We start from the raw sequence: 12,853 nt of genomic DNA on the forward strand, positions 1-12,853 counted from the left end.
AGATTGACCCCGCCGCTTCCAGCCACCCATAGTGCCCCGTTAGCGTGCCCCGGCCGCCCCCTTTCGAACGACGGACGATGCCTGCCGCACCCTGCCGCATTCTGCTGCTGCTCCTGCTTTTCCTGCTTCCGCTGGCGGGCGGGGCGGCTGCGGCCCCGTCGGGGCAACCCGCGGGAGGGCCGGCCGGCGAACCGGTGGTCCTGGCGCTCGACGGCGAGTTCGGGCTCGACAACAGCACCTCCGCCGTCGCCATCCAGCGCGGCATCCTGACCGCCATCGACGAGATCAACCGCGACGGCGGCGTGCTGGGCGGGCGGCCGCTGGCCCTGATCACCCGCGACCACCGGTCGATCTCGGCCCGCGGCATCAAGAACATCCGCGAACTCGCCACCATCCCCGACCTGGTGGCGGTGTTCGGCGGACGCTTCAGCCCGGTGGTGATCGAGGAACTGCCGATCCTGGAGCAGACCCGCACCCTGTTCCTGGCGCCCTGGTCGTCGGCCGACCCGATCATCGACAACGGCATGCGGCCCAACTACATCTTCCGCCTGTCGCTGCGCGACAGCCTGGCGATGCCGTTCCTGCTGCGCCACGCCGCCGGGCGTGGCCTGAACCGGGTGGGCCTGCTGCTGACGAACACCGCATGGGGGCGGTCCAACCTGGAGGCGGCCAACGGCTATCTCGCCGACCGCCGGCCTCCGGAGCTGGTTGCGACCGCCTGGTACAACTGGCGCGACAAGTCGCTGATCGACCGGTACGAGGCGCTGGCCGCCGCCGGCGCCGAGGCCATCGTGCTGGTCGCCAACGACGACGAGGCGGCCCTGCTGGTGCGCGAGGTGGCGGCCCTGCCGGCGGACCGCCGGCTGCCGATCCTCAGCCACTGGGGCGTCACCGGCGGCGACTTCGTGGGCCAGGCCGGGCCGGCCCTGCAATCCGTGGATTTCAGCGTGATCCAGACCGTCAGCCCGATGCGCATCCCGCCCGAGCGGCTCGCCCCGGTGCTGGAAACCGCCGGGCGCCTGTTCGGCATCCACCGGCCGGAGGACATCGTGTCGGCGGTCGGCTTCCTCCACGCCTACGACCTGACCCGCATCCTGGCGCTCGCCATCGAGCGGGCCGGCACCATCGACCGGGCGGCGGTGCGCGACGCGCTGGAGCAGGTCGGCCCCTACCGCGGCGTCATCAAGGACTATGAGCGCCCGTTCACGCCGGACCGCCATGAGGCGCTCGGGCCGGACGACCTGCTGATGGCCCGGTTCCGCCCCGACGGCGTCCTGGTCCCGGCGGAGTGAGGATGCCCGCATGACCGGCCCCGATCGCCTTCCCCCCCTCGCCAACGCCACCTCCGGACCCGGCCTGCTGACGTCGGGACGCCTGGCCCGCCGCTTCGCCATGGTCTCGCTGATGCTGGGGGTGCTGATCGCCATGCTGATCGGCGCCAGCCTCTATCTGGTGTCGAGCCGCCACCTGATGCGCCAGCACCACGCGAACGTCGAGGCCAACGCCAGCCTCGCCGCCCGCCAGACCGAGGGGCTGCTGAACACGCTGGTCACCACGGTGCGCGAACTGGCCGACAACAGCGTGCTGGCGACGGCGCTGGTCGACTCCTCCGGCAAGGAAACCTACCTCGTCCCCTTCCTGCGCAGCTTCAACCACATCGCCAGCATCCCGGTGGCGATGGTCTTCACCGATTTCGAAGGGATGCCGATCACCGACAACGGCCGCCACGGCGACGCGGTGTCCATCACGGCGTCCGACATGGCCTGGCTGCGCACCGCCATCGCCGCCGGCCGGCCGGCCGCCCGGATCGTCCGCCAGGGAACGGGCGACTACCTGCTGGCGGCGGAGATGCTGATCTATTCGCGCACCGCCTCGCCGGAGGGTGCGCTGGTCTACAAGGTGCCGCTCGACGCCCTGGTCCTGCATCCCGAGGCCGAACTGCTCCATGTCGGCGCCCCACCGGACCCGACGCCGGACGACACGATGACGGTGACGGTGCCGCTGACGGTGCCCGACCGGCTCTCGGAACTGGGGCTGCGCCTGCGGCTGGTGGCGCCCGACACGCCGACCGCGGCCTTCGTGTCCTGGATGCTGCCGGCCTACGGGCTGGTGGCCATCGCCGCCCTGCTGGCGATCTACATCGGCAGCAGGGCCGTCGGCAGCCACATGACGCGCTCGCTGCGCGAGCTGGAGCGGCTGGCCGGCGCCATCGCGACCGACGGCTTCACCGGCCAGCGGGCGAAGGTGCGCGGCGACGACGAGGTGTCGTCCCTGGCCAGGGGCTTCAACGCGATGCTCGACCACATCGCGGCGATCCAGCGCGAGCGCGAACTGCGCGCCGCGGAGGAGATCACCATCCAGCGCACCCTGGCCGAGCGGGCCGAGCAGGCGCGGGCGGAGGCGGAAAGCGCGCGCAACGAGGCCGAGCGCTCGCGCCAGGAAGCGGTGATGGCGCTGATGGTGGCGGAACGGGCCAACGCCGCCAAGACGCACTTCCTGGCGGCGGCCAGCCACGACCTGCGCCAGCCGGTGCAGTCGCTGGTCCTGTTGACCTCGGCGCTGGGGGTCCGGCTGGGCGACCATCCGGCGGCGTCGCTGGTCGGCAGCATCGAGGCGTCTATGGACGCGCTCTGCCGCCTGCTCGACGCCATCCTCGACATCTCGAAGCTGGATGCCGGCACGGTCACGCCCAACGCCCAGGCGGTGTCGCTGGGCACCATCTTCGCGCGGCTCGACGGCGAGTACCGGCTTCGCGCCGCCGAGAAGGGGATCGCCTTCCGCAGCGTCTCCACCAACGTGACGCTCAACGCCGACGCCGCCCTGCTGGAGCGGATCATCCGCAATCTGGTCGAGAACGCCCTGCGCTACACCGACCACGGCCGCATCCTGCTGGGCTGCCGCCGCAGCCCCCGGGGCCTGCGCATCCAGATCCACGACACCGGGATCGGCATCCCGCCGGAGCATCTGGAGCGGATCTTCCACGAGTTCTACCAGATCTCCAACCCCACCCGTGACCGCGGCAAGGGGCTGGGGCTGGGGCTGGCCATCGTCGACCGGCTGGCCCGGCTGCTCGGCTACCGCGTGCATGTGGCCTCGACGGCCGGCAAGGGATCCTGCTTCACCCTGGAGATCCCGGATCCGGCGGTGACCACCGCAAAGCCGGAAACGGCCGACAACCGGGATCGCACGCCGGAGCCCGGCCGGGGCGTGGCGCTGGTGATCGACGACGATCCGCTGGTGCGCGAGGGCCTGACGCTGCTGATCGAGGATTTCGGCTGGCGGGTCGCCGCCGCCGACAGCGGCGCCGCGGCGCTGCGGCTTCTGGACGAAGAGCCGCAGCCACCCGACCTGGTGATCGCCGACTACCGCCTGGAAGCCGGCGCCACCGGGCTGGAGGCCATCCGCGCGGTGGAGGCGGTGCTGCGCGAGCGCGGAACCGCCTCGCCGCTCAGCGTCGTGCTGACCGGCGACACCGCGCCGCAACGCATCGCCGACGCGGAAGCCAGTGGCTTCCGCATCCTGCACAAGCCGATCGCCGCCAAGGAGGTGGCGCACCTGCTGAGCGAGGCCGGCGCACCGCGGGAGACACCCCACGGCCGCCGGTCCGCCCTGGCCAGTCTCTGAACAGGTCCATACCTCGTCCAGGATGCCCTTTTCGGCAATTGCCGCATCCCGGCTGCGGCATCAGCTTCCGCGTGTGGGCCGCCCTATGGCATCGAGTTGGCCTGCCAGCCGTTCTATGAGACGGACAGCCAGTTCCTGACGCCGCCGTGCGCTGTCCCTGTTCTCCTGCCGGAGATGGGCCGCTGCGGCGTCCTCCAATGCACCCCTGACCTCTTCCACCGTGAACAGGCCTTTTTCCACCATTGCGATCATCAGCGACTCACATATGGAAAGAGCAGCCATCCCCGCCGCCTCTTCCTCGCCGGCCATCTTGTCCCCCTTGTGATTGTCCCGATAATGTCCCGTGCCGGGCCTGGAATTTCGGCAGGCACTGCCCCAACGGCATAGGAACAACAACAGAGGGTCGGCCGTGTCGCAGCCCATCGGGGAAAAATCTCTGGCCGATTAACCTATGTTGTAGCCGCCTTTGTCGAAAGCCCTAATCGTTCGAAACCGGCCGGAACCGCTCCAGCGGCGCATCCGTTCTTGGGACGACGAATATCAGGACAAAGAAGGCAAAGTGACGACCATGACTCGCGTTCCGGCGAGCCGCCAGCCCGAAACGACACCATTGTGGCTGAAACTCAGTAGCTACCTTGTCCTGTCAGACGACGAAAAGCTGTACCTCTCCGAACTGGAGAAGACGATCGTCAAGCAGCCGCCGAGAAGCGACCTTCTCCAGCAGGGGGAAAGATACCGCGACGTCCGCATCATACGGGACGGCTGGGCAATTCGTCACAAGGCATTGCCAGACGGCCGCCGGCAGGTGGTGAACTTTGTTCTGCCCGGCGATATCATCGGGATGTACTGCACCTTGTTCGAGTCGGCGGACCACAGCGTCACCACCCTGACCCAGGTCGAGGTGGCGAGCTTCCCGCCGGAACGGATCGGCGAACTGTTCCGCTCCTTCCCGCGCCTCGCCGCCGCGCTCGCCTGGTCCGGCGCGCGCGAGGAGGCGATGGTCGCCGAACGGCTTCTCAGCCTGGGCAGGCGCACGGCGCTGGAGCGCACGGCGCATCTGATCGTCGAACTCCTGCGCCGCCTCAGCGTCGTCAACATGGCGGCCGACGGGCATTTCGTGCTGCCGGTCACGCAGGAGATCCTGGCCGACGCGCTGGGCCTCAGCATCGTCCACATCAACCGCACCCTGCGGCGGCTGCGCGACAGCGGCCTGATCGAACTGAACGGGCAGCGCATCACCGTCAACGACGTGCGCCAGCTTGCGTCGGTCGGCCAGTTCGACGAGCTGTACCTGCACCTGATCCGGGCGCCGCGGCGGCTCGAACGCACCTTCTCCGACAATCGTTCCCCGCGCTCCGGCGGCAGGGACGAGCAGGCCAAGGCGTGAGGTCGCGCGGCCCGAACCCCGGATCGCCGTCACGCGAGGATCCGGACTTGCCGCGCTCCCCGGGGCTGCGCCGCCGGATCCGGCGGCTGGGGCTCGGAACCGCCCTGAGCGCGGCCGTGGTCACCCTGGCGCTGGGCCTGACCTCCTACGACTCCTACCGCTGGAGCCGGGACGAGCTGCGCCTCGACCTGGAGACCCAGGCGGACTCGCTGGCCGACCGCGGCGCGCTGACCATCCAGGCGGCGTCGCTGCTGCTGGACCGCGCCATGCGGCTTGGCGAGGACACCGACTGGACGGCCGGCGATGCCGGCACGCAGGTTGCGGCGGAGCTTCGACGCCTGCGCGACCTGCTGCCGACGGTCGTGCGCATCGGCCTGTGGGACACCGCCGGCCGGCCGCTCGCCACCACCGAAAGCGATTTCCCCGCCGGCCTGACGGTTGCCGACCGCCCCTATTTCGGCGCGATCGCCCAGGCGGACGGCCATATGGTCTTCAGCACCCCCCTGGCCTCGATGGCCGACGGCATGAAGGTGCTGGTGCTGGGCCGGCGGCTGACCAACCGGGATGGCGCCTTCGCCGGTGCCGCGACCATCACGGTCCGCCCGGCGGAGATCGCCGCGGACCTGATGCGCGGCATGCCCGGGCTGCGCATGGGCGAGATCAACGGCGTCCGCTGGCTCCGCCGTGCCGATGCGGATCCCGGCCCGGAGCGAACGGGTGAAACCGAGATCGCAACCCTGTCGCGGGCCGCCCCCACACCGGACGGCATCGCCGTGCGCCGCCCGGTCGGAAACTATCCGCTGCTGGTGGAAGTCACGGCGAGCCGGCAGGCGGCGCTGGAGCGCTGGGTTGCCGGCGCCGCTCCCGTCCTGGCGCTCGAACTGCTGGTGCTGGTGCTGCTTGGCACCGTCGCCCTTCTGCTTCTGCGCTGGTCGGCGGCCGAAGCAGCCGACCGCAACAGCCTGGCCGCGCTTGCCGGGCGCCTGCGGCGCGCCAACGCCGAGCTGGAGGAGAACGTTTCCGACCGCACGCGCGCGCTGACCGAGGCCTTGGCCCAGAGGGATCTGCTGCTGCGCGAGGTCAACCACCGCCTGAAGAACAGCCTGCAGCTCGCGGCCTCGCTGGTCCAGATGCAGCGGCAGGTGGTCCAGTCGCCCGACACCCGCCAGCAGCTCACCGACACGGTGGCACGGCTGCACGCCATCGCCCGCGTCCACGACCAGCTCTATCAGAGCACCGACGTCCGGAGCGTGGAGATGTCGGCCTATCTGGCGGCGCTCTCGGCCGATCTCGAGCAGTCCGCACCCGCCGACGAGGGAACCTGGCGCCTCCGCGTCATCGCCGAGCCGATCGAGCTGCCGACCGACCAGGCGGTCCCACTCGGCCTGATGGTGAACGAGCTGGTGACCAACGCCATGAAGCACGCGCGGCCGGCATCCGCCGACCCGACGCTCTGGACGATCGAGATCGGGCTGGCGCGGGCCGAAGACGGCCAGATCGCCCTGACCGTGCGCGACCACGGCCCCGGCCTTCCGGCGGGGGCGATGACGGGCAGGCCCCGGAGCCTCGGCATGCGCCTGCTGACCGGCCTGACCCGGCAACTCGATGCCGGGCTCACGGTGGAGGCGGCCGACCCCGGCGCCCGCGTCGTCATCCGCTTCCGTCCCCAGCCCGCGCAGGCCCGCATGCCGGCCACGGTCTAGGGTCCGTCCGGTGCTTTTCGAAGCGCCGGACGGACTCTCGGCTTTTGATCTTCCGCGTGAGTCGCGTTTCAAGCGATAGCGCTTGAGACGATCACACTCCAGCCGGGGCACGGCGCGCGAAGCCGCCGGCAAACAGTGCCCGCCGGGCCGCCCCGTCCCTCGATCATCGCGCCGCGTCACACGGCCGGCGTCGGCCGGATGCTTGCGCGGGCACTTGGCAAACGCCACGCTCCTGCTTTTCCCCATCGGCTTGACGGCGCGACTTTACGGCTTGCGACATTGCGTCCGGCGGCTTCGCTGCGCTGCACAATAAGCGGCGCGTCGCCCTGCTTCTGTATCGGCGCAGCGGACCTCACGGTCATAGCCCCGCGTTATTCCGGGACGATCCATCCGGATATATCCATCTAAATCACTGATTCAAAACGTGATCGGCCGGCCTGCCTTCGCAACGGCCGAAGCGACACACATTTCTGCTTTACAGTCGTTGATCTGTATCATATTTTTCCTTCGACATTGTTCGCTGGACATGCAATCGATCCGCGGGGGCACCGATGTACACACAGGGTTTGGACGCCAAGGCCGAGCAGGGCAACCAGCCGTCCCCCCGATTGGTGACGGAGGAGGAGGGCCGCCTCCAGCAAGGGTTCCAGGACCGCGTCGATGCCGAGGAAAAGATCGAGCCGCGTGACTGGATGCCGGACGGCTACCGCCGCACGCTGGTGCGCCAGATCTCCCAGCATGCCCATTCCGAGATCGTCGGCATGCTGCCGGAAGGCAACTGGATCACCCGCGCGCCGACGCTGCGCCGCAAGGTGGCGCTGCTGGCCAAGGTGCAGGACGAGGGCGGGCACGGCCTCTACCTCTACAGCGCCGCCGAGACGCTGGGCGTGTCGCGCGACGAGCTGATCGGCCAGCTTCTGTCGGGCAAGGCCAAATATTCCAGCATCTTCAACTACCCGACCCCGACCTGGGCCGACATCGGCGCCATCGGCTGGCTGGTCGACGGCGCGGCGATCATGAATCAGGTGCCGCTCTGCCGCTGCTCCTACGGGCCTTATGCCCGCGCCATGGTCCGCATCTGCCGGGAGGAAAGCTTCCACCAGCGTCAGGGCTACGAACTGATGCTGGCCCTGGCCCAAGGCACGCCGGAGCAGAAGCGGATGGCGCAGGATGCGCTGAACCGCTGGTGGTGGCCATCGCTGATGATGTTCGGCCCGTCCGACGAGCAGTCCGCCCACTCCAGCCAGAACATGGCGTGGAAGATCAAGCGCTTCTCCAACGACGAGCTGCGCCAGCGCTTCGTCGACGCGACGGTTCCGCAGGCGGAGTTCCTCGGGCTGAGCATTCCCGACCCGGACCTGCGCTTCAACGCCGACACCGGGCACTATGAGTTCGGCGCCATCGACTGGACCGAGTTCAACGAGATCCTGAAGGGCAACGGCCCCTGCAACCGCGAGCGCATCGAGGCCCGCCGCAAGGCGTGGGACGACGGCGCCTGGGTGCGGGAGGCCGCCGTCGCCCACGCCGCAAAACGCAAACAGCGCGCCCTGAAGAAGGCCGGCTGACGACGAGATCGAGGGAAGAGACGATGGACCGCAAAGACTGGCCGCTGTTCGAGATCTTCATCCGGCCGAAGAACGGACTGTCCCACAAGCATGTCGGCAGCCTGCACGCCGCCGACGCCCGCATGGCGCTGGACAATGCCCGCGACGTCTACACCCGCCGCGGCGAAGGGGTCAGCATCTGGGCGGTGCCGGCCGCGGCGATCGCCGCGTCGGACCCGTCGGACAAGGCCAGCCTGTTCGAGCCGGCCGACGACAAGGTCTACCGCCACCCGACCTTCTACGACATCCCCGCCGACGTGAAGAACATCTGATGAGCACGGATCTCCATAGAGAAGCGCTGTTCGGCTTCACGCTGCGCCTCGGCGACACCTCGCTGGTGCTGGGACACCGGCTGTCGGAATGGTGCGGCCATGCGCCGGAGCTGGAAGAGGACATCGCGCTGACCAACGTCGCGCTCGACCTCGTCGGCCATGCCCGCATGCTGCTGACCTATGCCGGCGAGTTGGAAGGCAAGGGCCGCGACGAGGACCGCCTCGCCTACCGCCGCGACGTCTTCGACTACCGCAACCACCTGCTGGCCGAGCAGCCGAACCGCGACTTCGGCCACACCATCGTCCGCCAGTTCCTCCACGATGCCTGGGCACTGGAGCTGTACGAGCGGCTGTGCGCCTCCACCGACGCCACGCTCGCCGGCATCGCCGCCAAGGCGGTGAAGGAGGTGCGCTACCATGTCCGCCACAGCGGCGACTGGCTGGTGCGGCTGGGCGACGGCACCGACGCCAGCCATGCCAAGGTCGCCGACGCGCTCGGCCGCCTCTGGCCCTACACCGGCGAGATGTTCGAGCGCGACGAGGCCGAGCAGGCGCTGGTCGCCGCCGGCATCGTTCCCGACCCGGCCGAGCTGAAGGCCGCCTGGGCCGCCCGCGTCGAGGCGGTGCTGGAGGAGGCGACGCTGGAGCGCCCGGCCGACGGCTGGATGCAGAAGGGCGGCCGCCGCGGCGAGCACAGCGAGCATCTGGGCTATCTGCTGGCCGAGATGCAGTTCCTGCCGCGCGCCTATCCCGACGCGACCTGGTGAGGGCAAGATGCCGGATGCAGCGGGCTGCTGGGGACCGGAGCCGGGCGCCGAGGCGGTGGTGAAGGCCGCCTGGGACGCGCTGGCCGGAGTGATGGATCCGGAGATCCCGGTGCTGAGCATCGTCGATCTCGGCATCGTCCGCGCCGTCTCGGCGGACGCGGAAGGCCGGCTGTCGGTGGCGCTGACCCCGACCTACTCCGGCTGCCCCGCCACCAACGTCATCGTGCTGGAGGCGGAAACCGCGCTGGCCCGCGCACGCCTCGACGCCCGCGTCTCGGTGGTGATCGCCCCGCCCTGGACGACCGACTGGATCAGCGACACCGGCCGCGAAAAGCTGGCCGAGGTCGGCATCGTCCCGCCGCCGGCGTCCGGCAAGCGGGCGCTGACCGCCCCCGACGAGGTGATCGCCTGCCCGCGCTGCGGATCGGAGGACACCCGCCAGATCAGCCGCTTCGGCTCCACTGCCTGCAAGGCTCTGCACGCCTGCAACGCCTGCCTGGAGCCGTTCGACGTGTTCAAATGCCATTGAGCGGTTGCAGCGCAATCCCCCCTCCCCAACCCTCCCCCGCTCCGCGGGAGAGGGAGCACGCGCCACACCGGCGGCAGTCCCCTCTCCCACCGAAGGTGGGGGAGGGTTAGGGAGGGGGCACCCGTCACGACACTTCAACCGGCCCGACCGAGGACCACCCCATGACCACCCCCAGCTTCCACCCGCTGACCATCCGCGAGTGCCGGCGGGAGACCGCGGACACCGTGTCGATCGCCTTCGACGTGCCGGCCGAGCTCGCCGACCGCTTCCGCTTCGTCCAGGGCCAGTACCTCACCCTCAAGACCAGGGTCGGGGACGAGGAGGTGCGGCGCTCCTACTCCATCTGTTCCGGGGTGGACGAGGGCGAGCTCCGCGTTGCGGTGAAGCGGGTCGAGGGCGGCCTGTTCTCGACCCATGCCAACCAGTCGCTGGCACCCGGCGCCGTGCTGGAGGTGATGACGCCGATGGGGCGCTTCCACACCCCCGTCGATCCGGCAGCATCCCGCACCTATGTCGCCTTCGCCGCCGGCAGCGGCATCACCCCGGTGATGTCGATCCTGAAGACCGTGCTGGCGCAGGAGCCAAAGAGCCGTTTCGTCCTGGTCTACGGCAACCGCACCGTCTCCTCCATCATCTTCCGGGAAGAGCTGGAGGACCTGAAGAACCGCTATATCGGCCGGCTGGTCATCCACCATGTGCTGAGCCGCGAACCGGAAGAGGCCGGGCTGCTGGGTGGACGGATCGGCGCCGGCCTAGTGCGCGAGCTGTGCGCCGGACCCTTAAAGGCGGAAGACATCGACGCCGCCTTCCTCTGCGGTCCGCAGCCGATGGTGGAGGAGGTGCGCGATGCGCTGGCCGCCTGCGGCACGCCGCCCGCCAACATCCATGTCGAGCTGTTCGGCACCACCACGGCGGCGCGCCCGGCCGTCAGGAAGGTGGCGACCGACACCCCCACCGATGCCGCCACCATCGCCATTTTGCAGGACGGCAAGCGCAAGGAATTCACGCTGGCCTATGACGGCGAGAGCATCCTGGACGCCGCCCACCGCCACGGCGCCGACCTGCCCTATTCCTGCAAGTCCGGCGTCTGCTGCACCTGCCGCGCCAAAATCCGCGAAGGCAAGGTGGAGATGGCCGAGAACTACTCGCTGGAGCCGTGGGAGGTCGAGGCCGGCTATGTCCTGACCTGCCAGTCCCGCCCGCTGACCGAGCGGGTCGTCATCGACTTCGACGCCGCCTGACGAAACGACAATAAGGAAACGCCCCGCCATGAGCACCACCCCGCATCTCACGCCCCAGGGCCTGTTCGAGACGCACGAGGCGACGCTGCGGAAGGCCGTCGAAGCCTGCCGCAGCCGTGCCTACTGGTCGGCCTTCCCCGAGATGCCGAGCCCGCGCGCCTATGGCGAGACGGCGGCGGCCGACGGCGAGGCGGCCTTCGCGGCCTGCCGCGACAAGCCCTTCGACCTGGACCAGCCGGGCGTGACCGGCAGGGTGGGCGGCGAGCGCTCCCCCTTCGGGTTCGACCTCGGCATCACCTACCCGGTGTCGGACGTCGAGGCGCTGGTGAATGCTGCCAAGGCGGCGATGCCGGGCTGGCGCAAGGCCGGGCCGGACGGCCGCGCCGGCGTCTGCCTGGAGATCCTGAAGCGGCTGAACGCGCGGTCCTTCGAGATCGCCAACGCGGTGATGCACACCACCGGGCAGGCCTTCATGATGGCCTTCCAGGCCGGCGCCCCGCATGCCCAGGACCGTGGCCTGGAGGCGGTGACCTATGGCTGGAAGGCGATGACCGACCAGATGCCGGCGGCCCGCTGGGAGAAGCCGCAGGGCAAGAACCCGCCGCTGGTGATGGACAAGCGCTTCGAGGTGGTCGGCCGCGGCGTCGGGCTGGTCATCGGCTGCGCCACCTTCCCGACCTGGAACGGCTATCCCGGCCTGTTCGCCAGCCTGGTCACCGGCAACGCGGTGATCGTGAAGCCCGGCCCGACCGCCATCCTGCCGCTCGCCATCACCGTGAGGATCGCGCGCGAGGTGCTGGCGGAGTGCGGCCTCGACCCCAATCTCGTCACGCTGGCCGTCGGCGACACCGTCGCCAAGGAGCTGGCGCTGCGGCCGGAGGTGGCGGTCATCGACTACACCGGCTCCACCGCCTTCGGCGACTGGCTGGAGCAGAACGCGCGCCAGGCCCAGGTCTACACCGAGAAGGCCGGCGTCAACACGGTGGTGATCGACAGCACCGACGATCCCAAGGGCATGGTGCGCAACCTCGCCTTCACGCTCAGCCTCTATTCGGGGCAGATGTGCACGACGACCCAGGTCCTCTTCGTGCCCAGGGACGGCATCAAGGCCGGGCCGGAGCGAATGAGCTTCGATCAGGTCGTCGCGGCGCTGGCCGGCGGCGTCGACAAGTTCCTGTCCGACCCGGAGCGCGCGGTGGAGGTGCTGGGCGCCATCCAGTCCGACGCCACGCTGGCCCGCATCGACGAGGCCGCCAAGCTCGGCACCGTCGTGCTGCCCTCGCGCGCCATCGCCCATCCGAAGTTCCCCGACGCCCGCATCCGCACGCCCCTGATCCTGACCATGGACGCGGCCGACGAGGACAAGTACGGCCATGAGCTGTTCGGCCCGATCTCCATCATCGTGAAGACCGACGGCACCGCCGACAGCCTGGAGCGCGCCGCGCGCCTCGCCCGGACCAAGGGGGCGCTCACCGCCGGGCTCTACAGCACCGACCCGCAGCTCGTCGAGCAGGCGACCGACCTGTTCGTCGAGGCCGGCGTCGCCCTGTCGGTCAACCTGACCGGCGGCGTCTTCGTCAACCAGTCGGCGGCCTTCAGCGACTTCCACGGCACCGGCGCCAACCCGGCGGCCAACGCCGCGCTGTGCGACCTCGCCTTCGTCGCCAACCGCTTCCGCGTGGTGCAGAGCCGCGTTCCGGTTCTGGAGGCCGCCCAATGACCACCG

The 12,853-nt window shown here is 69.8% G+C and carries 11 protein-coding genes; 10 read left to right on the plus strand and 1 reads right to left on the minus strand.

The features are described from left to right. Positions 1-77 precede the first annotated feature (77 nt). Together J2850_RS01060 and J2850_RS01065 are read left to right on the plus strand one after the other, a co-directional pair. The gene (locus J2850_RS01060; RefSeq protein WP_211113725.1) at positions 78-1,292 is read left to right on the plus strand and encodes an ABC transporter substrate-binding protein; all 1,215 of its coding nucleotides are present in this window, start codon (positions 78-80) and stop codon (positions 1,290-1,292) included. Positions 1,293-1,302: 10 nt separating this feature from the next. After that, positions 1,303-3,624, plus strand: a complete 2,322-nt coding sequence (locus J2850_RS01065) for an ATP-binding protein (RefSeq protein ID WP_209977869.1) — start codon at positions 1,303-1,305, stop codon at positions 3,622-3,624. A gap of 60 nt (positions 3,625-3,684) precedes the next feature. Here the strand turns inward: J2850_RS01065 and J2850_RS01070 are convergent, their stop codons facing one another. After that, positions 3,685-3,933: a hypothetical protein gene (locus J2850_RS01070; RefSeq protein WP_209977871.1), complete on the minus strand. Its 249-nt coding sequence runs from the start codon at positions 3,931-3,933 to the stop codon at positions 3,685-3,687. Between the two features lie 259 nt (positions 3,934-4,192). On the opposite strand from J2850_RS01070, the gene J2850_RS01075 reads away from it, so the two are divergent. The 8 genes from J2850_RS01075 to paaN all read left to right on the plus strand — a co-directional run bounded on the left by J2850_RS01075 (position 4,193) and on the right by paaN (position 12,847). Beyond that, on the plus strand, positions 4,193-5,011 hold the full coding sequence (locus J2850_RS01075) for a Crp/Fnr family transcriptional regulator (protein ID WP_209978402.1): 819 nt from the start codon (positions 4,193-4,195) through the stop codon (positions 5,009-5,011). Between the two features lie 47 nt (positions 5,012-5,058). Then, positions 5,059-6,714, plus strand: coding sequence for a sensor histidine kinase (locus tag J2850_RS01080; RefSeq protein ID WP_209977873.1), 1,656 nt, complete (start codon positions 5,059-5,061; stop codon positions 6,712-6,714). Between the two features lie 551 nt (positions 6,715-7,265). After that, positions 7,266-8,279, plus strand: coding sequence for a 1,2-phenylacetyl-CoA epoxidase subunit PaaA (gene paaA / locus J2850_RS01085; RefSeq protein ID WP_209977875.1), 1,014 nt, complete (start codon positions 7,266-7,268; stop codon positions 8,277-8,279). Between the two features lie 23 nt (positions 8,280-8,302). After that, a complete protein-coding gene (gene paaB, locus J2850_RS01090; RefSeq protein ID WP_209977877.1) occupies positions 8,303-8,590 on the plus strand; it encodes a 1,2-phenylacetyl-CoA epoxidase subunit PaaB in 288 nt (95 codons plus the stop codon). Further along, positions 8,590-9,357 carry a 1,2-phenylacetyl-CoA epoxidase subunit PaaC gene (gene paaC, locus J2850_RS01095; protein ID WP_209977878.1) on the plus strand — a complete coding sequence of 256 codons (768 nt, stop codon included), beginning with the start codon at positions 8,590-8,592 and terminating at the stop codon, positions 9,355-9,357. Before paaB ends, paaC begins: the two co-directional genes overlap by 1 nt. Positions 9,358-9,364: 7 nt before the next feature. Then, positions 9,365-9,886: a 1,2-phenylacetyl-CoA epoxidase subunit PaaD gene (gene paaD, locus J2850_RS01100; protein ID WP_209977880.1), complete on the plus strand. Its 522-nt coding sequence runs from the start codon at positions 9,365-9,367 to the stop codon at positions 9,884-9,886. A 161-nt stretch (positions 9,887-10,047) separates the two neighbouring features. Beyond that, on the plus strand, positions 10,048-11,127 hold the full coding sequence (paaE, locus tag J2850_RS01105; RefSeq protein ID WP_209977882.1) for a 1,2-phenylacetyl-CoA epoxidase subunit PaaE: 1,080 nt from the start codon (positions 10,048-10,050) through the stop codon (positions 11,125-11,127). Positions 11,128-11,155: 28 nt separating this feature from the next. Further along, complete coding sequence (gene paaN / locus J2850_RS01110; RefSeq protein ID WP_209977884.1) at positions 11,156-12,847, plus strand: phenylacetic acid degradation protein PaaN; 1,692 nt, start codon at positions 11,156-11,158, stop codon at positions 12,845-12,847. Positions 12,848-12,853: the final 6 nt, after the last annotated feature.

Source organism: Azospirillum picis, from assembly GCF_017876115.1.
GTDB classification, from domain to species: domain Bacteria; phylum Pseudomonadota; class Alphaproteobacteria; order Azospirillales; family Azospirillaceae; genus Azospirillum; species Azospirillum picis.